Annotated in this window: 20 protein-coding genes and 1 tRNA gene; 7 read left to right on the top strand and 14 right to left on the bottom strand. The window is 41.9% G+C overall.

Going from position 1 to position 21,477, the window contains the following annotated elements:
• Positions 1-43 precede the first annotated feature (43 nt).
• The 7 genes from moaC to M0221_RS03785 all read right to left on the bottom strand — a co-directional run bounded on the left by moaC (position 44) and on the right by M0221_RS03785 (position 6,979).
• On the bottom strand, positions 44-550 hold the full coding sequence (gene moaC / locus M0221_RS03755) for a cyclic pyranopterin monophosphate synthase MoaC (RefSeq protein ID WP_483284397.1): 507 nt from the start codon (positions 548-550) through the stop codon (positions 44-46).
• A 43-nt stretch (positions 551-593) separates the two neighbouring features.
• Entirely contained in the window at positions 594-1,364 is a 771-nt protein-coding gene (mobA, locus tag M0221_RS03760) for a molybdenum cofactor guanylyltransferase (protein WP_483284398.1), read from the bottom strand.
• Positions 1,365-1,366: 2 nt separating this feature from the next.
• A complete protein-coding gene (gene moaB, locus M0221_RS03765; RefSeq protein WP_020443017.1) occupies positions 1,367-1,897 on the bottom strand; it encodes a molybdenum cofactor biosynthesis protein B in 531 nt (176 codons plus the stop codon).
• Between the two features lie 52 nt (positions 1,898-1,949).
• Complete coding sequence (gene moaA, locus M0221_RS03770) at positions 1,950-3,053, bottom strand: GTP 3',8-cyclase MoaA (RefSeq protein WP_011513062.1); 1,104 nt, start codon at positions 3,051-3,053, stop codon at positions 1,950-1,952.
• A 228-nt stretch (positions 3,054-3,281) separates the two neighbouring features.
• Entirely contained in the window at positions 3,282-4,571 is a 1,290-nt protein-coding gene (locus tag M0221_RS03775) for a molybdopterin molybdotransferase MoeA (protein ID WP_483284399.1), read from the bottom strand.
• Between the two features lie 266 nt (positions 4,572-4,837).
• Entirely contained in the window at positions 4,838-6,037 is a 1,200-nt protein-coding gene (locus M0221_RS03780; RefSeq protein WP_483284400.1) for a globin domain-containing protein, read from the bottom strand.
• Positions 6,038-6,463: 426 nt separating this feature from the next.
• The gene (locus tag M0221_RS03785; protein WP_149410024.1) at positions 6,464-6,979 is read right to left on the bottom strand and encodes a hypothetical protein; all 516 of its coding nucleotides are present in this window, start codon (positions 6,977-6,979) and stop codon (positions 6,464-6,466) included.
• Positions 6,980-7,338: 359 nt separating this feature from the next.
• Here M0221_RS03785 and recJ point away from each other — a divergent pair, with 359 nt between their 5' ends.
• Positions 7,339-9,159 (top strand): single-stranded-DNA-specific exonuclease RecJ, encoded by a 1,821-nt coding sequence (gene recJ, locus M0221_RS03790; protein WP_483284401.1) that lies wholly within the window; start codon positions 7,339-7,341, stop codon positions 9,157-9,159.
• 45 nt (positions 9,160-9,204) lie between these two features.
• Here the strand turns inward: recJ and M0221_RS03795 are convergent, their stop codons facing one another.
• The 7 genes from M0221_RS03795 to M0221_RS03825 form a co-directional block, all read right to left on the bottom strand.
• Entirely contained in the window at positions 9,205-9,867 is a 663-nt protein-coding gene (locus tag M0221_RS03795; RefSeq protein ID WP_483284402.1) for a trimeric intracellular cation channel family protein, read from the bottom strand.
• A 74-nt stretch (positions 9,868-9,941) separates the two neighbouring features.
• Positions 9,942-10,577, bottom strand: a complete 636-nt coding sequence (locus tag M0221_RS03800) for a trimeric intracellular cation channel family protein (protein ID WP_011513072.1) — start codon at positions 10,575-10,577, stop codon at positions 9,942-9,944.
• Between the two features lie 15 nt (positions 10,578-10,592).
• Positions 10,593-11,696, bottom strand: a complete 1,104-nt coding sequence (locus M0221_RS03805; RefSeq protein WP_483284403.1) for a multidrug resistance efflux transporter family protein — start codon at positions 11,694-11,696, stop codon at positions 10,593-10,595.
• A 59-nt stretch (positions 11,697-11,755) separates the two neighbouring features.
• On the bottom strand, positions 11,756-12,490 hold the full coding sequence (gene queE, locus M0221_RS03810; protein WP_149492769.1) for a 7-carboxy-7-deazaguanine synthase QueE: 735 nt from the start codon (positions 12,488-12,490) through the stop codon (positions 11,756-11,758).
• A 221-nt stretch (positions 12,491-12,711) separates the two neighbouring features.
• Positions 12,712-13,533: a 2,3,4,5-tetrahydropyridine-2,6-dicarboxylate N-succinyltransferase gene (gene dapD / locus M0221_RS03815; RefSeq protein ID WP_020443027.1), complete on the bottom strand. Its 822-nt coding sequence runs from the start codon at positions 13,531-13,533 to the stop codon at positions 12,712-12,714.
• 110 nt (positions 13,534-13,643) lie between these two features.
• Positions 13,644-14,576, bottom strand: a complete 933-nt coding sequence (locus M0221_RS03820) for an alpha/beta fold hydrolase (protein WP_483284404.1) — start codon at positions 14,574-14,576, stop codon at positions 13,644-13,646.
• A 275-nt stretch (positions 14,577-14,851) separates the two neighbouring features.
• A tRNA-Asn gene (locus M0221_RS03825) sits at positions 14,852-14,927 on the bottom strand.
• Positions 14,928-15,323: 396 nt separating this feature from the next.
• Here M0221_RS03825 and M0221_RS03830 point away from each other — a divergent pair.
• The 6 genes from M0221_RS03830 (at position 15,324) to M0221_RS03855 (ending at position 21,448) form a co-directional block, all read left to right on the top strand.
• Entirely contained in the window at positions 15,324-16,061 is a 738-nt protein-coding gene (locus M0221_RS03830) for an SDR family NAD(P)-dependent oxidoreductase (protein ID WP_483284405.1), read from the top strand.
• 51 nt (positions 16,062-16,112) lie between these two features.
• Positions 16,113-17,825 (top strand): NAD(P)/FAD-dependent oxidoreductase, encoded by a 1,713-nt coding sequence (locus M0221_RS03835; RefSeq protein WP_483284406.1) that lies wholly within the window; start codon positions 16,113-16,115, stop codon positions 17,823-17,825.
• 37 nt (positions 17,826-17,862) lie between these two features.
• Complete coding sequence (locus M0221_RS03840; RefSeq protein WP_483284407.1) at positions 17,863-18,903, top strand: DUF1365 domain-containing protein; 1,041 nt, start codon at positions 17,863-17,865, stop codon at positions 18,901-18,903.
• Between the two features lie 100 nt (positions 18,904-19,003).
• Positions 19,004-20,368, top strand: coding sequence for a class I SAM-dependent methyltransferase (locus tag M0221_RS03845; protein WP_483284408.1), 1,365 nt, complete (start codon positions 19,004-19,006; stop codon positions 20,366-20,368).
• A 36-nt stretch (positions 20,369-20,404) separates the two neighbouring features.
• On the top strand, positions 20,405-20,815 hold the full coding sequence (locus M0221_RS03850; RefSeq protein ID WP_483284409.1) for a DUF2177 family protein: 411 nt from the start codon (positions 20,405-20,407) through the stop codon (positions 20,813-20,815).
• Between the two features lie 96 nt (positions 20,816-20,911).
• On the top strand, positions 20,912-21,448 hold the full coding sequence (locus tag M0221_RS03855; RefSeq protein WP_011513082.1) for an acyl-CoA thioesterase: 537 nt from the start codon (positions 20,912-20,914) through the stop codon (positions 21,446-21,448).
• The last annotated feature ends 29 nt before the right edge of the window (positions 21,449-21,477 follow it).

Here is a 21,477-nt window from a genome sequence, read left to right on the forward strand (position 1 = left end):
ATTAATTGCCAAGCTTTATATCTATCATATCGCTATGGCGTATTTACGCATGTTGATAGTCAGATTTGCCGCCCGTCTTATTCATCAGATGGACGTTATTGATGATGATGTCGTGAGAGATGGCTTTGGTCATATCATAGATAGTTAGGCAAGCGACGCTGACGGCTGTCAGTGCTTCCATTTCTACGCCGGTTTTATGCGTAACTTTGACAGTAGCAGTGACAGTAATGCTGTTTTGACTATCGTCGTATTCAAAATTTAAACCAATCTTATCTAATGGTAGGGGGTGACAAAGTGGAATCAGGTCATGGGTACGTTTTGCAGCCATGATACCTGCGATATGAGCGGTCTGCGTGATACTGCCTTTTTTGGTCATACCATCAGCAGCTTTGATTTGCTCATAAATTATCGCAGGGAAGATCACTTGCCCCTGCGCACGTGCTTCTCTTGTCGTCGCTATTTTGCCACTCACATCGACCATGGTAATATCACCGTTGCTATCTAAATGCGACAAGGCAGTTTGAATGGTTTTTTGACTGCTGATATTCATTTATCATTTCTCTTAAATGGCTAGTTTCTCTCAGTAAATCTTATTATATGTTACGTAAGGCAATACAGGCACGCTCAAAATCTTTAGGCGTATTGAAATTGGTAAGACATTGCCAATCCTCTGAAAACGTTACAGGCTGCACAATTGGCTGAATAAATTTCATTACTTGGCGCTGCCCATTGTCAATATAATGCTTCAAATCCGGCTCAATACTTAAGCGATAAATACCTAACAATGGAGATAAATGATGCTCATCGGTAAGACAAATTACCGACTTATCTACAGCTTGCGTTATATAAGGTTGTAGTTTTTTCCATAAATCGGTTACAGCAATCAAGCTATCACAGCTAATAACCATCAGCCAAGATGCGTACGAATTTGCCGCATTGGTTGATTGCATAATCATTGAGCTGGTCAAATATTGTAATGCCGCCTCTATGGCGACCAATGCGCCGCCGGTTTCGATCTGTTCATTGTCATTACTAGCAAAATCGTCAACCGAAAGGTAATCAGTGATATGAATGATGGGCACTTGCGGGTTATTCAAAATCAAATCTGGATTGATACCAAAACCACGACCATTATCTGCAATTATAATAGGCGCATTATAAGCAGTGGCTGCGCTTAGTTTAAGCGCTTGCCTGACATGATAATCAAGCAATTGCTCATTGGTTGGTAGCCTCAACTCAGCTTTAGGCGAACCCATACGTTTGGATGCACCGCCTGCTAAGATGACGATACCTGCTAAGCGATTCAAGTGATCTATATCGCTTGAGCTATTTACACTTTTTAAGGTATTTACAGCATCTGTCATGATTAATCGTGACCGGGGTTGGTACGCATAAAGTGCGGAACAAAATTGCATGGGCGCGTACGGCTATCCAGCTGCTCTTGTAAGATGCCTTCCCAAGCAGTACGGCAAGCACCTGATGAGCCGGGTAAGCAAAAAATACCTGTACCATTTGCCATACCAGCTACAGCACGAGATTGGATGGTAGACATGCCAATATCATCTTTTGATATTAAGCGGAACATCTCGCCAAAACCATCTACTGACTTGTCAAACAAGACGCTAACTGCCTCTGGAATGCTGTCTCTAATATAAAATCCCGTACCGCCAGTGGTAATCACTGCATGAACATTTGGGTCCGCAATCCAGCCGCTGACAACGGCTCTAATCTTATAGATATCGTCGGTAATCAGTTGACGATCAGCAAGCTGATGCCCTGCTGCGGTTAACTGATCGACCAGATATTGTCCTGAGCTGTCTTCTGCCATCGTACGACTATCAGAAACCGTTAAGATGGCGAGATTAAGTGGGGTAAAAGGTGCTTGCAGCTTGCTCATGAATGTTCCTTGATAAATATACTTATTATGAAAAATATTGCTGATAAATAAATTAACCACCAATCATCGACAAGTTATTCATAATGCCACTGTTCGAGTCATGAAGATGATGGTGCTCAGGTTTTATGGGCATAAAACTATGTAAAGTACTGACCAGTCCTGCAACATCATCTTGCTGCAAATGCTCACGAATGTCGTAATTGCCTTGATCAAATAGGCACAGATGCACCTTGCCTTGACTACTAACCCGTAGGCGATTACAGCTGTCACAAAAATGGGCTGCATATGGGGCAATCAGTCCGATACGCCCTTTATAATCAGGATGACTGTACTCAATTGCTGGACCGTCGTTACTGCCGCGTTCATGAGTTTGCCAGCCGTCTTCTATCAGATAGTTGGTAATGATGTCGGTTTGCGCATGCTGAGCAAAGAACAAATCGCTGTTGTCACTGGTCTGCATAAATTCAATAAAGCGATAAGTGACTGCTCTATCTTTGACATAATCAATGGCATTCATTAAGTTTTCAAAGGCAGTTTCAGCCATCAGAATGCTGTTTATTTTAAGCTTAATATCGGTGGTTGCCAGCAAGGTATCCATATCAGCCAAGAGTTGAGGCAACATATCAAAGCCAGTCATCTTGTGGAAAGTAGCGGCATCAAAGCTGTCCATACTGATATTAAGCTGATTTAGTCCGGCTGCCTGCCAACTAGCCAAGTGCTTACCAAGCTTATACCCATTACTGGTCATGGCAACGGTTTCAATGCCTTCAGTGTTCTTGATTGTTTTAATAATGTCTACCACATCACGGCGTATAGAAGGCTCACCGCCCGTAATCCTGACTTTTTTGGTGCCAACTTGAGCAAAACCGCGGATTAACGTAGCAATTTCAGCGACACTAAGCTCATCTTGGGGAGGTTTGCCTTGATAGCCATTGGGCAAGCAATACTCACAGCGAAAATTACAGAAATCAGTAATCGATAAACGCAAATAGGTCAGACGTCGTGCAAAGCCATCTGTTAATGGTTGAGCTAGGTTAACTGCAGAATCAGTAGACAAAACTGCCAATTTCGATGGTAAATGATCATCAAAAAAACTAGATGCAGCAGTAGGCGAATACAGTTGAGCATTTCCTACGGTGGGGGCAAGATGGTTCATAGATGATTACCATTAATATAAAATATAGTGTGTACTTTTAAGCGTTGCCTCAGGTTGTGAGTGAAATAGGCTATTCAGGTATAAATATGACCGATTAACTACAAATAACGATCAACCGTCATTCAATTAGTGACTAACACCAGAGTAGCAGTTAGATAATAAATGTTAAGTTTCACACGGTCTATAGTATAGAGGTTTATTCACTGTATCATTTTTAAGCGACATTCACTATATCCAAGGGAAAGGTTGCACTTGTACGCTTTCGCCAGCGGCTACATTGCCAGAATCTTGTGCCAATACGATAAAGCAGTTGGCATGGCTCAGCTGCTTGATACGGTGTGATTGTTGTTTGGTAAAGCTTTCAACATAAAAACTGCCTGCTTCATCTTGGGTTAAAACGCCTCTTTGGAAGTCCTTACGACCCGCTGATTTTTTAACATCGTTTTTAAGTGTTGCCATGACTGTTAATTGCATAGGTCGCTCTGAATGAGACGCGCCTGCCATTTGCCACAAAGCAGGAATCACAAACTGTAGCGTACCAACGACCGTCGATAGTGGATTACCAGGCAAACCAAAATATAAGACAGGCTTGGCAAGGTTTTGCGTCAGCTCACCAAAGACAAACGGCTTACCAGGTTTCATCGCGACTTTGTAGTGATTAATTTTGCCCAATTGCTCAATGACGGTGGTCAAAAAATCATAATCACCAACGGATACACCAGCGGTAGAGATCAGTACGTCACACTCTTGCATGGCTTGAGTGACAGCAGCCGTCGTTTTGTCTAAATCATCAGGGATAATCCCATAATCTTGAAGAGCTATTGGTAAATCAGAAAGCAGGCTTTTAAGAGTGGGGGTATTAGAATTATAGATTTGCGCCAAACTTTTAAGCTCATTGCCAATCGCCACTAGCTCATCGCCTGTCGCGAATACACCAACGATTAAAGGCTGATAGACGTTGACTTTATCAAAGCCTAAGTTAGCCAGCAAGCTGATATCAGCAGGATTCAGCCGCTTACCTTTAAATAAAACAGCTTCTCCCACTGCAATTTCTTCGCCTTGTTTGCGAATATGGTCATCAGACTGAGCCGTTTGGCTAAGGATGATTGAGTATGGCTTTGATTTATCAATGCTGCCTTTTATCGCGGCAAAATTGGTGTTTTCTTGAATGATAACGGTATCACATCCATCAGGTACGACCGCACCAGTAAAAATGCGTACTCCTTGACCTGACTGGATATCACCATTATAAGGGCTACCAGCTTGCGATTCACCGATGATGGTAATGGTAGTATTTTTTGCAAGCTTAGTTCCTTTAGCAATCGTATAACCATCCATCGCGGATAGGTTCTGTCTTGGTACCGAAAAAGGCGAGACGATATCTTCAGCCAGTATGTGATGACAGATGTCTAATAAATCGTAGTTAGTGACGGCTCTTTTATTAAGCGGATAGTCGTTATTATTATAATTCTCTACGCGCTGCTGTATCTCAGCTACAAGCCCTTCAACCGTAATCATAACCTTGTACTCATCTTATTAATGTTGAGCTATATATAGCATCAGACATACTTTATACCATAAGAATGACATGGCTGACAGGGATTTTATAAGCGGAGTCGTAAGATATGACTGAGGTTGTACGTTAAAAAATAGATGAAAATAGAGCAGATTTTCATATCACTTTACCGAGATAGTTTTTTATCGCTTGCTGGAAGAGAACGATGCAGAAGCTTCAAAAAACCATCCCAGTAATGCTATTTTGTCATTAACAATTGCTTATAAGCTTAAGCCAGCTCTATACTCATTTTGGGACCAAAGGGTTCGTAATGAATGTTATCAAGGACATGGTCAAGGATGATCAGGCTATCAATAATGCTTTCCATAAAAGGCATGGAACCACAAACATAAATATCAGCAAGTTTAGGCAAATTGCTAAGCCAAGCTTCATTAAGAATCTGCCCAGACTCAAAGTAAAAAATGTGCTTTTCTACGTTTGTCGCAGTAGCCAATAGTTTATTAACTTCACTATCAAAAGCATGATGCTCTTGGTTTTGGCAAGCATAAACCCAAACGATAGGACGTTTTGGATTGGCGGTAACTTGAGCTTCTAACATGGATAAAATAGGTGTCACGCCAACGCCAGCACTGATCAGCACCAAGGGAATATCGTCTTGCTGCACCAAATCTTGGTCTAGCTCAAAATCACCAGCCGGTGCCGACAATAAAACCGTGTCACCGACGGCTAGATGATCATGTAAATAATTAGACACTAGACCTTTATGCTCATTGCGATTGTCACGTCTAACTGCAAATTGGATACCTTGATCGCTATTGGCTGAGTATAAAGAGTAGTGACGCAGAGCAATATGATCGCTGTCTGCTGGGTCTGTTTTTACGGTAATGTATTGACCAGCAGACAGTTTAATCTTGCTTAAATCGATAGTCTGATTGTTTACTGAATGGTCATTTACCGGGACGACGGTAAAGGCGGCGATATCAGTCGCTGCTTCTACTTTTGCCGTTACTATAAACGGTGCAAAGCCTTGCCATATTGCCTGCTCATACATACCGTGCTCGATTTGGATAAATATCGAGGCAATCTCATCATAAGCTTCTGCCCAAGCCGTAAGGATATCGTCAGTTGCTGCATCACCCAACACTTCCTTGATGGCAGCAAGCAGATGCTCGCCAACGATAGGGTAGTGCTCTGGTAGGATCTGTAATGCGCGATGCTTATGGCTGATTTGCGTCACTTGCGGCAATAATGTCGCTAAGTTTTCTAGATGTTTAGCCGCTGCCAAAACTGTCATTGCCAGTGCAGTCTGTTGACGACCAAGCTTTTGATTGGTTTCATTAAAAATATCAAGTAGTTCAGGATGCTCATGAAACATATTCTTATAAAATACAGTAGTAATCGCGATCCCATGCTCTTCGAGTACCGGTACCGTTGCTTTGACGATTGCTAATGTTTGTAGTGACGCCATTGTGGATCCTTTAGTGAATATTCACATTGATAATATTTAGTGATTTAAGATTAATGAACGAAATTAATAACGATAATCAAAATTTCGAACCGCCGAATGAGCCAATAAAACGCAGTGACTCAACACTTAAAAGTCAAATCGTTAACCGAAATTATAAGATTCATTTAAAATGAATCTTATAATATATTATCTTTGTTCTAATATCAATGATGCAATACTATTGTACTGATTCCTTTTGGCAACATTTCTGTATCACAATCTAATTTTGCTTTGCAGGTGAAGAGGTTCACTTATGCAAAGTCCACATACATAAATCATTAGTTTTAAAACGCTACGATTCATTAAATAGGTGGCACAAAAAAGCCCTGTTAGGTACAGGGCTTTTTTTATTAAGCGATAGGTAACTTTTTTATTTAAAATAGTACTTTAGACATTTTTGCCGTGTTGCTTTTGCTGAATGTCTTTAGCTAAGTTGTAGCATTCATTGATATGGTCAGTAGCAATCTTCTTAAAAATCATATAGCCCATAGTACCTGCGACCAGTTGACCACCAAGTGGGATAAATTTGGTCACTTGCTTAGCAGCGATACGACCACCAAAGCCTTGCACAGTCTTTTTAACGATACCACGAGTTGCCATTAAGCCTGCAAAGTCAACGGTACGATCTTTTAGCGCACTCCAGTGAATAGCGCGTGACTCTAAATCTACCGCTGCTTGGCGATCCTCGAGTAAACCAAAGCGCTCACTGATTTCAGGTAACAGCATCGTCAGCATGCTAGCGTCAATTGCCACATCAAAAAATGGTACCGGAACGATAGCAACACCAGCAGAGATTCTGGCGCGCTTTTTGACCATGGCGATACATTCTTTTTTGACTTGTTCAAGATTTAAGTTTGGATCAATCGTATTCGGTAGCTTTTCAGCTAAAGGGGTCGTTTTCATGAAATATCCTTAAAATAGGTAAAAATAGCAATTAAAAGAAAAAATAAGACATAGAATAAATAACAAGAAACTGCAGGGTTTATAAGATGTCTACCATTTTATGTATTTATAAACGCCATACAATCGCTGCTTTGTAGCAAAATGCTGAAAAATAGGGGTAATCTGCACCGTTTTTGTAAATGAAGCCATACGCTAAAAATATAAGTTTAGAAATAAATACATTGTCTAGGTGCGCTAAAATTATTCTATAAGTTACGTGATGATGGATGTATAAGCAATCTCTAACCTTGCACCGACATGCCAAAAATTACCTCTAAATTAATATTGTGAGCACTTACTAAAGCCAGTAGAATAGCTTCATGCTAAATTTAACTCCCCGTTATACCAGCACTCGCATTGACGAGTTGCCCGCCGCGTTGCAACCACTTGCCGCCCAATCACTGACGCTTGCTCGCCTATATGCCGCTCGCGGTATTATGCAGCCAGATGAGCTTGAGACTCAGCTGGCTGGTTTGCTGCCTGCTGAGAAGCTAAAAGGTATCATTGAAGCGGTAGATCTATTAGATATCGCTATTGATGACGGTCAGCGTATTCTGATCGTTGGTGACTTTGACTGTGATGGCGCAACCAGTACGGCGCTTATGATGCGCGCCCTGACTGCCATGGATGCCAAGGTTGATTTTCTAGTCCCTGACCGTTTTAAATACGGTTATGGGTTGACGCCAGAGATTGTCGAATTGGGTATTAAAACTTATCAACCGCAAATGATTGTCACGGTAGATAATGGTATCTCAAGCCATGAAGGCGTGGCGCGCGCGCAGGCTGATGGCATTACTGTCATTATCACTGACCATCATCTGACGACTAAAGAAACCCCACCTGCTGAAGCCGTGGTCAACCCCAATCAACTTGATTGCACTTTTGCTAGTAAAGCTTTGGTAGGTGTTGGGGTAGCTTTTTACGTACTCGGACGACTGGCAAAGCTGCGCCGCGATGCTGGCAAATCTACCGTACAAGTCAGTCAATATTTGGATTTAGTGGCGCTTGGTACGATTGCTGATGTGGGCGTACTTGATAAAAACAATCGGATCTTGGTCCATCATGGCTTAGCGGCTATTCGTCAAGGACGTGGATCTCTTGGCATACTAGCGTTACTTGAGCAAGCGGGTCGAGATCCCAAAAAACTACAGGCGCAAGATTTTGGTTTTGTCTTGGGTCCACGTATTAATGCGGCTGGGCGTATGGATAATATGCGCATCGGTATTGAGTGCTTGCTAGCAGATGATTGGGCAACAGCGCAGCGATTGGCACAAGAGCTTGAACAGCTTAATCGTACGCGTCGCCAAGTAGAAGGTGAGATGCGTACGCAAGCGGATAATATCGTCCAAGCATTAGCTGCTACTAATACAGGTATGGAAACTGATGCAAGCGATGGTATTATCGTTCAGCATAGGCTTGAGAAGAAGAGCACTAATACCCGTAGTATTGTGTTATATCAAGATGACTGGCATCAAGGTGTTATCGGTATCGTCGCAGGACGTTTGAAAGAAAGCCATTATCTGCCAAGCATTGTCTTTGCGCCCGCAGATACTGAATGTACGGGCGATGATGATGCCATCAAAGGCTCAGCACGTTCTATTGCTGGCGTGCATATTCGTGATGCCATTGAACAAGTTGCCGAGAGCCATCCTGATTTAATCAGTCATTTTGGCGGTCATGCCATGGCAGCAGGACTGACGTTGAAACGAGGCAACTTTGATGCCTTTGTGACAGCATTTAACACGGTACTGGCACAGATGGAGGATGAGGTATTCGCTGAGCAAAAATTCACCGATGGTGCTTTGCAAGCAAGTGATTTTAGCTTATGGTTTGCTGAGCATCTTGCAGAGTCTAGTATTTGGGGACATGGGTTTGCGCCACCGATATTTGATGGGGTGTTTGAAGTGTTGAACTTTAAAGTGTTAAAGGATAAACACCTTAAAGTGTCGCTACGTTATCCTGATGTACAGTATCCGATTGAGGCGATTCAATTTAATTTTGATAGCAGTGCTTGGGATTACCGTGCCGAAAAAGTACATATATTGTTTGAGCTGGACATCAATGAATGGAATGGCAAACAAAGCTTGCAGTTAATGATAAAAGATTTGGCGCTGGTAAAAGAGATGGTCGAAGCAAACTAGAGACTTAACGGTACAGATAGTAACTGCGCTAATAGTCACTAAGCGTCAATATTTCCATTCAATGGTCGGAAACTGCCAGTCATAGCGAATAGCAAGCATGCGTAAGGTAAAAATCGTTGCCATTGCTGAGATATCAGCAATCCAAGCGGTCACGCCAATATGGTGTAGCGCAAAGTAAAGGATACCACCTGTTAAAGCGGCGGTGATATAAATCTCTTGCTGTAGCACCAGCGGAATTTCATTGCAAATCATATCGCGGATGATACCGCCGACAATAATCGTAATAACCCCGAGTAATAATGCCACCGGCATATTTGCGCCCATACTATCAGCCACCTTGATACCGATTAAGGTAAAGGCTGACAGACCAATAGTGTCAGAGAGTTTAAGAAATGTGTCAACACGTCTAGAATTGGGATGAAAGAATATCTGCATCACCAGTGAAGAGATGGTAATAACTGTCAAATAGCTCATATCTACCATCCAAAACAGTGGGTGACGATCCAAAATCACATCGCGCACCGTACCCCCTCCGATAGCCGTCACAATCGATACCAGCAAGCAGCCGAACACGTCAAAGTTCTTGTGCTTAGCTAATATCGTCCCTGAGATACTACAAGCGACAATACCAATCATATCGAACAAATAAATTAGTGAGCGCGGGTTAAAAGTAGTAATCAAATCCGAATCTAAGGGAATAATGGGCATGAGTTATTCTCATTAAAGCACTGAGATTACAGTGCTGCTAGTTTCTTCGCTCATCGTAAAAACTGGCTAATCCGTTAATCGATCAAACGAATGGAAGGCAAGTGCCAATCGAATTTCAATGCCAGCATACGTATGGCAAAGATGATAAATAGCATTATAAATTCGTTTATTGTCGCGTCTAGCCCCCAGTAGTCGAGCACCAAATACGTCAATGAGCCTGCAATACTGGCAGTGATATAAATCTCACGCTGTAGTACGAGCGGAATCTCATTACAAATGATATCACGCAATAAACCACCAATAATGGCTGTCCAAACCCCCATCATAATAGCAATCATTGGCGCTATGTCTTGCGTCAATCCCACTTTAAAGCCAATCACACTGAAGGCTGCTAGACCAATAGCATCAAAGAACTTAAGCGCGTTATCAATTTTATGATACAGATGAAAAAACATTTGCAAGATAAGAGAAGTAGCAGTAATCACAATGACGTAATTGAGATCTGTCATCCAAAATAAGGGATGGCGATCAAGTGCCATATCCCGTAGTGTACCACCGCCGATAGCATTGACCAGTGCAACTAATATGCAGCCTGCAATATCAAAACCTTTGTGCTGCGCGAGCAATGTGCCAGCGATAGCACAGGCGATGATCCCAACCATATCCAACATATACAGCAGGATATCGGGGAAAATAAAGTTATTTATCATCGCTATATTTGAGCCTTAACCATCTTTGGCAAATAATATCAGTCCTAGAATGATGAGTGCAATACCCACCAAGCCCAGTGTAGAAGGAAGGGCATTATTCAGTAATAACATGCCACCAATTAAAGCAAATATTACTTCACTGGCTTGAGTAGAATCTACGCCTGCCACCTCGCTCGATGTCACTGCTTGCTCACGGGCATATAAAAATATACTCGTCGCCGCCACACCTGCGAGTACTGCTACCAGTAACGTACTAAAAACCTGTGTGGTCGCCGGTTGCTCAGGACGTATGATTAAGCCTAATAATAACCAAAATGGCAAACTACCGAGGGTCATTAACCAGACTTTATTAAAGGCATTTTGTAATAAGGTTGTCTCAATGGCAGGAATGCGCGCAATGAGACTTTGCAAGCGTGACGCAGCTTGTCTATCGATAGGTAGGATAGGGGCTTCGGTAATGATGCGTTGGGTATGAGTGTCAATGTTATCATCAGTGTCATTTGGCTGAAGATTATCACGAGCCTGTTGCCGCTCAACACTGTGTTTGCGCGAATTATGAGACACTTGCCAAACAAGCTGATTGCCAATCGGATAACTGAATGCTGCAATCAGTGCAGGTAGCGCGCCATATAGTATCATATCAGCCATAGGTACGGTATCAGCGAGAGTGGATGCATGTAAGCCTTCACTGACATTGACCATCACTACACCGATAAAGACGAGTAGCGCATAAATGATAAATTTCTTATCAAATCTTTGCCCAAATGCTACCAATACCAATAAACTTGTCACGACCGTAAACATAAATGTTGCTGCAACCACCCAGCCTGCAACGTGGTCGCCAGCATAGCAAATACCCGTATAAAATACGCCAAAGCCAATACTGCCGGTGATACACCAAAATCGCCAATGCTGAAAGAAGATAGCGCTCAATTCTCTAATACGTCCAAAACCATGCTGCATTGCAATCAGGACAGTAATGATGAGCCACATAAATAAATAGCGTAGGCTAGCTGACCAAAACCAGTGCCCACCAGCACTACTCATCATCTCATTTAAAATAAAGGTGGAGCTAAAAAACGCGCCCGCTAATAAGCCCAATAAAATGAGTTTGACCATAGCTGTCCCTTTCTTCCTTGGCTTGCTATTTATTTGAGAATCCATTCAGATTTTAGAGACTATTTGCCCTTGGCATCTGCCCAAATAATCTTATGTAGTTGCAATTGAAAACGTACGGGTAGGGCATCGCCTAACATCCATTCGGCAAGCTCACGTGCGAGTACTGGCACTTCTGGGCTATTATCGTTTGCCGTATCTTCATGTGCCACATTAAACATCGGTGAAAACCACACGGTACCGACCAAGTCATTTAGCTTATAGTCGATAAGCTTCGCTTTTGCCCAGTCATAATCGGTGCGATTCATGATGACAAATTTTATTTGGTCATGTTGAGTGAGGTAATCGAGGTTTGACCAAAGATTCTTATCAACTTCACCTGAGCTTGGAGTTTTCAAATCCATCACTTTGCTGACCGCTGGCGGGACGTTTTCGACCGTCAGTGCCCCTGCCGTTTCAAGAGAAATCTCATAACCCTCATTGAGCAGACGCTTCATCAATTCAATAGCGTTAGGCTGGGCTAAAGGCTCACCACCGGTTAAGCAAATACGCTTACAAGGGAAGCTGGCAATAGTCGCCATAATAGTCTCAAGCGACTGACGTTCGCCGCCACTAAAGGCATATTCGGTATCGCAGTAAACGCAACGTAGCGGGCAGCCGGTCAGACGCACAAATATCGTCGGCAACCCTGAAGTCAGTGCCTCACCTTGCAGAGAATAAAAAATCTCCGTTAAACGTAACCCTGCTTCAGGGTCAGTGACAGGGATAGCAGCGGTGCGTAAAGATAACTCACTCATAATATTTCAAATACAGTTAAGGATTGATTGTGCCATCGAGCACATATCAAATAAAAAAGGTTTAAGAATCTGTCTAATGCTTGGAAATTCAGTGCCCAGACAAGACAAATATTATAACGTAAAGTCCTCTATTAAGCTGCTACCTAACAACAAAAAGATGCTGGAGCCCAAAGCTTCAGCATCTTTTTTTATTTAAAACAATCACTATCGTGATTAAGTATTTAAGCTAAACGTAATAACTCATTTACGGATGTTTTAGCACGGGTTTGCGCATCGACTTTTTTCACGATGATAGCTGCATACAAGCTATGCGTACCATCTTCAGAAGGCAAGCTGCCTGGCACAACAACTGAGCCTGCTGGTACGCGACCACGATGAATCTCGCCAGTTTCGCGATCATAGATGCGGGTAGATTGACCAATATAGACGCCCATAGAGATCACTGCGCCTTCTTCTACGATAACGCCTTCAACGATTTCAGAGCGCGCACCGATAAAACAGTTATCTTCAATGATAGTCGGATTGGCTTGCAATGGCTCTAGAACACCACCGATACCGACGCCACCTGATAGATGGACATTTTTACCGATTTGAGCACATGAACCAACGGTCGCCCAGGTATCTACCATAGCGCCTTGATCGACATAAGCACCGATATTGACATACGATGGCATTAATACGGCGCCTGGCGCGATATAAGAGCCTTTACGTGCAACGGCTGGCGGTACAACGCGCACGCCAGCTTCTTTAAACTGCGCTTCTGTCCAATCTGCAAATTTGGTTGGTACTTTGTCATAAAACTGGACATGCTCGCCCGCTGCTTGAACGTAGTTGTCATTTAAGCGGAACGATAGCAAGACAGCTTTTTTTGCCCACTGATTGACGACCCATTCCCCATCCTTTTTTTCTGCAACGCGCAAAGTGCCGTTATCTAGCTGCTCAAGTACTTGATTGATGGCATCACGGACATCTTGTGGCATGGTTGCTGGGCTATACTCGTTGCGGTTCTCAAAAGCTTGTTCGATGGTTTGTTGTAATGACATAAACATTCCTAGAATTGATGAAGGTAAATAAAAACTTGCCGTATTGTCGCTAATTTGGCGACTTTTAGCAAACGTGATAGACGATACTATAATTTCGGGATTTTATGGGCTTAAGTGTTGCTATTTATCCAGCCTAAGATGTCTTGGTAAACCTGCTCTTTATTCTGTTCATGTAGCGGCTCATGGCGCATATGAGGGTAGAGCTGCACAGAGACATGATCAAAATGTTGTTTGTCTAGGCGATTGGCAATATTACGAATACCGCGACCCATATCACCGATTGGGTCATTTTCTCCGCTGATTAATAACATTGGAAAATCTTTGGCAATCGTCATTGCCCAGTTTTTATGCAAGCCTGCATTCATCAGTGTAAAGAGGGTCATAAAGCCGTTATTGGTAAAATCAAAACCCGTCAATGGATCGGCTTCATAAGCTTCAACAGCGGCAGGATTTTCGCTTAACCACGCAAACTTTGATGAAGAAATACGATTATTAAGCTTGCTATTGAGTACTTTATTCATCACGTTAGCAAATAGGGCATTTGGCTTTTTAGGTGCCGCTTTTGTCAGTAACTTATTGACCGGCAATAATACTTTGATCAATGGATTGGCATCCGCTGTGCCCATTAAAATAGCACCAGTAAAGTTACGCGCATGGTGTTTAAGGACGTTACGGACGATAAACGAGCCCATCGAATGACCCATGACGAAATGTGGCACATTCGGATGACGCGCTTTTAAGCTGTCCGCCATGACGATGACATCTTTTAATAATGACTGCACAGGATGCTCTTCACCAAAAAACCCCAAGTCTTCGGCTGATTTAACAGTTTTTCCATGACCAAGCTGGTCATAAGTGGCGACCGCAATACCGTGATCGGCTAAAAATTGCGCCACGTCTGCATAACGCCCGCTGTGCTCTGCCATGCCGTGTACAATCAGCAAGGTTGCACTAATGACAGTATCACTATGGCTCGGCTCAAAAAAAGTATGATGCAGATAATGGGTATTGTCAGAGGAAGTTATTTGTTCATTATTACTCATAAAAATCCAGTCCTTGAATGGTTAAGGGTATGATGAGATAGATTATATATTTTTTAGGGCTTTATTATAGGGATAAGTTATTGCTACAACCAATCTAATTGCGAAATTTGGCAACATTAGTATGTTATTTGGTTTTTAGTCAGCGTTATGGTCTATTCATTTAAACGACAGCTACAAAAATATCGACCATAAAAAAACCCCCATCAAAGTGATGAGGGTCTTGGCAAATGCCATAATCGAATCAAATATGATTCAAAAAATTTACTACTAAAATATGGCTCTCCAACCTGGGCTCGAACCAGGGACACACGGATTAACAGTCCGTTGCTCTACCAACTGAGCTATTGGAGAATAAGCGGTAAGTGTTTAATGACTTACTGCGAGCTTAGAAAGTCTCTAACGAGTTCTTGCTAAGTGGGGCGTATTCTAGCAAAGATAAAAAATACGTCAAGCTTTTTTTGCATGTTTTTATACATTAAAGATATTAACGCTAGCGCAAAGGTTGTTGTCGAGCCAATTTGCGTCATATCTTCGATATCACTCTGTTTGCGAAGTAACAACAAATAAAGCAACTTGCTTATACTATAATTATTTAGATTTGATAAATAAAAGACTGCATTGGTTAATAAAATCATGCTAATGAAATTACATTGTTAATAGCTATAAAGCTGCTAAAGGCTTATAAGATAAAGATTTATTAAAGCCAAACCAAGAATAAGATAGCAAACGACGAAAAGGATATTTGCGATGACAGACACTGCTAAGAAACAACATATTGTGATTACGGGTGCGACCTCTGGGATTGGTTATCAGCTGGCAAAAGACTATCTGCGAGAGGGACAGCATGTCTATGCCGTCGGTCGCGATGAGGAAGCCTTGTCTGAGCTAAAATCATTAGGAGCAGAAACTATCGCTTTAGATCTAATGGATCGAGATAAGGTGATTGCTGCTTTTGATAAAATTACTGAGATTGATTTGGCGATTTGCGGCGCTGGCATGTGTGAGTATCTAGATATGCCAAACTTTGATAGCACGGCGTTTATGAAAGTGCTGTCGGTGAATATGGGTACGTTATCGCATGCCATTGAAGCAGTACTGCCAAAGCTGATGGCTTCAAAAGGACGCTTAGTTGGTATTGGTTCGGCGTCGGCTTACGTGCCTTTTGCTCGTGCAGAGGCTTATGGCAGCTCAAAAGCAGCTATTCACTATTTAATGAAAACTTTACAGATTAGCCTTGCACCGCAAGGCGTGTCAGTGAGCTTAGTAGTTCCCGGCTTTGTAGAGACGCCAATGACCAAACAAAACGATTTTCCGATGCCGTTTTTACAGACTACACAGCAGGCAAGTCAAGCGATTCGTGATGGTATAAAAAGTGGCAATGACGTTATTGAATTTCCCAAAAAACTGACGTTGCCATTAAAAGTATTAGGGACATTACCTGATATGGTTTGGCAACAGGTCAGTACAAAAATCAATAAAAAATAGCCAGTTTTACTATTTCTGAACACCTATAAAGAAAATAACTAGGAATATTTTATGCCGTTTTTGCGCCGTAAATCTAAGCAGCTATCTAATCAAGTAGAAGCCGTTATTAAGGATACAAGCCGTCATTCAGAGGATAAGAAGAATGCACAAGTCAGAAAAAATATCGCTATTATTGGCTCAGGGGTATCAGGTTTAACTTGTGCTCATTACTTGGCAACGCAATTTGACGTCACCGTATTTGAAGCCAGTGATTATATCGGTGGACACGTAAATACCATCGATGTGACGCTACAAGACGGTAAAAAATCTAAAGTTAATAAGGTTGAAAAAAGTGCCATAGATACCGGCTTTATTGTCTTTAATGAGCGTACTTATCCTAACTTTTTTCGCTTACTTCATGAGCTGCAAGTACCATTTCAAGCAACGGATATGAGTTTCTCAGTCAAAAATACTGCACGCAACTTCGAATATAACGGCCATACGCTCAATACCTTGTTATCACAGCGCAAGAATCTTCTGAATCCGAAGTTTTGGGGATTTATGAATGATATTTTGCAGTTTAATAAACGGGTGCGTCAGCTACGTCAAGATTATGATAAGGCGCGTGAGCAGGGGCAGGATATTGCTGTTTTTACCAAGCAAACGCTAGGCGAGTATCTAGATACTAAAAAGTATGGTGATTTATTCACCGATAATTATCTATTGCCCATGGTATCTGCGATTTGGTCGACCAGTCTGCGCGACGTACAAGATTTCCCCTTAGTGTTTTTCGCTCAATTCTTCGACAATCATGGTTTGCTTGATGTGGTCAATCGTCCGCAGTGGTTTACGATAAAAGGCGGTTCTAAGCAGTATGTAAATAAACTGATCAAACGTTTTGTGAAGGCAGGTGGCAGCGTTCGCGTGAACAGTCCCGTGCAATCAGTGATTCGAGAAGATAACAAGGTGATATTGAACGTTACGGATACAACAGATAATAAGACGCAAGGTCTTGTGTTTGATGAAGTCATCTTTGCCTGTCATGCAGATACAGCGCTCAAAATCTTACAAGATGCCAATCCTATCGAGCAAGAAGTACTGAATCATTTTACCTTTACCGATAACACAGCCATTCTACATACCGATACCTCAGTCTTACCCAAAAAACCACTGGCGTGGGCAAGCTGGAACTATTTAATCGATGATAAAAATGCTATTAAAAAAGATAAAGAATCGCTGCAAACTGCCACAAAGCCCGTATTGACCTATCATATGAATATTTTGCAGCGCTTGACCAAACAGCATAATTACTTAGTAACTCTCAATCATGAGGTAGATGAGAGTCAAGTTATTAAGCGTATCGACTATAGCCATCCAGTATTTAATAATGAAATGATTGCCGCGCAAGCACAGTGGTCAAATATCTCTGGTAGTAGCGATTCGCACACCCATTTTTGCGGTGCTTATTGGTTCAATGGCTTCCATGAGGATGGCGTAAGAAGCGCGCTACGTGTCTGTCAGGCATTGGGATGCAATATCGATATTAAGGATAGCGTTGACCTAAGCCATTTGCCTGATGCTGAAAGCGCACATACGCCGTTCCGCTATAAAGATTTACCAGTAAAAGCAGACAAACAATTACGCAAACTTAAAAAACGTCAGCTAGTCACTGCCACGACCAATCAAGAGTTGGTGCAATACATTGCAATGTTGGCGCCCATGGCTAAAGCGTTTAAAAAGAAAAAACTGGGATTTTTTGCTGCTCGTAAAGATAAGTGCTCGTAGCAGTTAAATACAGCATGACCAATTAAGGTTATTAAGTATGGTAGAAGCAGAACAGCCTAACAGTATAAGCGTAGAGCCTACCTTGGCAGATGATACTAAGCTCTTGCCACACCAAATATTTCACGGAACAACTTGGCACAGCCGGTTGCTACCGAGTGTGCATAAATTTGCCTATCCTTATCGTTATTGGGGTGTCAATATCACTGCATTAGCAGCAGGGCACGCATTGCCAGAAGTGGATATCAGTTCATTTAACGGCAATAAAATCCTAAAAAAATGGCCATTTAATAAGCAATTACTTTTCTCTGGAACAAAAAAAGCCTTACAACAGTTTAATCCTGAGGATTACTTACAAGGATTGAGCACACAAGATAAAAATAGCCTAGGTAAAAGCAAAGATGCTGACGATAAAGGAGGGTATTTATCAGATGTTCAATCACTAGAACAACTTTTAATTCAAGCATTTATAGAACGGACGGGTAGTGCACCAACAGGCGATATGATTGGAATGGTCGTTTGCCGTAATGCAGGGATATATTTTAGCCCAGTAAATTTCTATTTGGGCTTTGATACAGAGCAAAAACCCAGCCATCTATTGGCAGAAGTATCTAATACGCCATGGGATAAACACCATTACTATGGGTTTTTATTAGATGGCGCAAACACTGAGTTTTGTCACGATAAAGATTTTCATGTCTCACCTTTTAATCCTATTGACCAGCAGTATCAGTGGCAAGTAACGATTAAAAGGGCAATAAAAAATACTGTCACTAGTGAAGTAAAAAGTAAGAAAGAAAAGCTGTCTAATCACTGCTTTGACGTTCGTATCGCTATAAATATCAGCGATAAGCGCGGTGAAGTATTAAAAACAGGTATTAAAATGTCTGGCGTACCAATGACGGCATCGACGATTTATAAGAGCTTACGCAAAAATCCACTGATGAATATAACGTCTTTAATGCGTATTTATGGTCAGGCTTTTAAACTCTATGCCATTAAAAAAGTACCCTATATTAATTACGATGAAACATTAGCCGATAGCAAGCAGCAGAATGGCAATAATAAGCATGAGCAGTGACAGTAACTACTATGCCAAAAATTCAAAACTTCAAAGGTTCAAAGACTCAAGAATTTAACGTAGAGCTCTTACTATCGAATAATTATACAAGGATGGATAAATGATGTCAGCAAGACTAGCAAGCAAGGCACCCGTATCAAAATTAGGAAAAATCACTGCTCACATCAATCAAACGGTTAACGATAGTGCTATTTTGCAGCCAGTTAGTAATAGCGTGAATTATCTGGCGCGAAAAGCCATATTCCGAGCTTTGAAGCACATTCAATTTGGTGGTATTACTATCATTGAGGATTTTGTTGGGCAGGATGCTAAGCCGCATTGTTTTGGCACAGCTGCTTCTAGCAACATAAGTAGCTCAGCTATCGGTCGTCATACATTGGATGTGACGCTGACCATTCATGATAGCAGCGTCTATCGTCAGTTATTATTTGGCGGCTCTATTGCGCTAGCGGACAGCTATATCAATGGCGAATGGGATACGGATGATTTAACGGGTTTGATTCGACTGGCAGCGCGTAATTTGGCGGTACTTAATCAGTTAGAAAATCGTTTTGCGGTTATTAGTAAAACCTTTGAGCGAGCCAATCATAAGTTACGCAGTAATGATAAATTGGGTTCAAAGTCTAATATTTTGGCACATTACGACTTAGGTAATGACATGTACCAGCGTTTTTTAGACGATACGATGATGTACTCATCAGCAGTCTATAAAAAAGTAGATACGACATTGGCTGAGGCGCAGCAGCATAAACTCGCTTTGATTTGTGAGCGTTTACAACTGAAACCCGAAGATACTGTCATAGAAATTGGGACTGGTTGGGGCGGGTTTGCTATTTATGCAGCAACGCATTATGGTTGTCATATAACGACGACCACTATCTCGGATGCGCAATATGAAGAGGCGCAGCGCCGTGTAGAAGCGGCTGGACTGTCGGATAAAATTACCTTACTGAAGCAAGACTATCGCGAACTGACAGGACAGTATGACAAGTTGGTAAGTATTGAGATGATTGAGGCGGTTGGACATGAGTATTTACCGACGTTTTTTGCTAAATGTAATAGCCTGCTGAAGCCAACAGGTTTAATGGTATTACAAGCCATTACCTTCAATGATCAAAATTATCAAGACTATATAAAGTCGGTCGATTTTATTCAGACACACATTTTCCCCGGTGGTTGCTTACTATCTAATCAAGAATTGACGACGCAGTTTACTGAGCAGACCGATATGGTCATTAAGCAGTTGCATGATTATGGCTTTGATTATGCGTACACACTATGGGATTGGCGTACTGCGTTTATGGCACAACATGAGGAGATAAAAGCACTCGGTTATGATGAAGAGTTCATTCGCTTATGGGAGTTTTATTTCTGCTACTGCGAAGGGGGGTTTTTGGAACGTACGATTGGAGTCGTGCAAGTCACCGCCGTTAAGCCAAACAACATTGATGCATGGCATTCATAGGCTGCATCTTAGTCCCTATTATAAAAGGATCTTACTATGGGTTATATTTATATCTATCTTGCTTCTCTTGTCATATTTTTGGGCATTGATGCGGTTTGGCTGCAGACCATGACCGGTCTGTTTTATGAAAAGCGTATCGGACACTTACTTGCCGAACAGCCAAATATGACTGCTGCTGGGGTGTTTTATCTGTTTTATCTGTTGGCGCTGTGTATTATTGTTTTATACCCACAAATCAGATCAAATGCGCCGATTCACCATATCTTCTTATTGGGCGCTTTGATAGGACTGATGGCTTACGGTACTTATGATTTTACTAGCTTAGCGTTATATAAAGGTTTTACTCTGGACACCGCTTTGGTTGATTTTGCTTGGGGTGGTATTTTAACAGGTTCAGTGAGTGCTATCGTGGCTTGGCTTGCTTATCGTTTTCATTGGTTAAGCTAATCTAGTAGTTAAGTTAAATCGACTATATTTGCGCTGTCGAAATTGCTACTGTATAAATAGCACTTTAAATAGATTCTACCCCCGTTAAGGAACATTATGACGCAATATAACACCAGCTCTACCGCCAAAACAGTCCCATTAAACCATGAGCTGTATATGTCAGTGCTTATGACGCCAGATATGGCCAATTTTATTGGTAACGTCCATGGTGGGGATTTGCTCAAGATGCTGGACCAAGTCGCTTATGCCTGTGCCAGTCGCTATAGCGGTAGTTATGTGGTGACACTGTCAGTTGATCAAGTGATGTTCCGTGAGCCTATTCATGTTGGAGAGTTGGTAACGTTTGCGGCTAGTGTCAATTACGTTGGTAAGACTTCAATGGAAGTCGGCATTCGAGTAGAGGCAGAAGATGTACGTGCACGTACCGTTCGCCATACCAACAGCTGCTACTTTACCATGGTGGCGATTGATGAAAATCGTAAGCCCACGCTAATCCCTGAGCTTGAGATTAAAGATGCCTTGCAACAATGTCGATTTGACGCAGGCTTAGAGCGCAGAAAGCTGCGTATGGAAGGCTCGCAACGTATCAGCTGTGACATCAGTAAATTGACTAATAAAGTAGCAAGCGCATAATCTGCTCATTAATGCAGACAATAAACATA

This window comes from Psychrobacter sp. ANT206, from assembly GCF_056880555.1.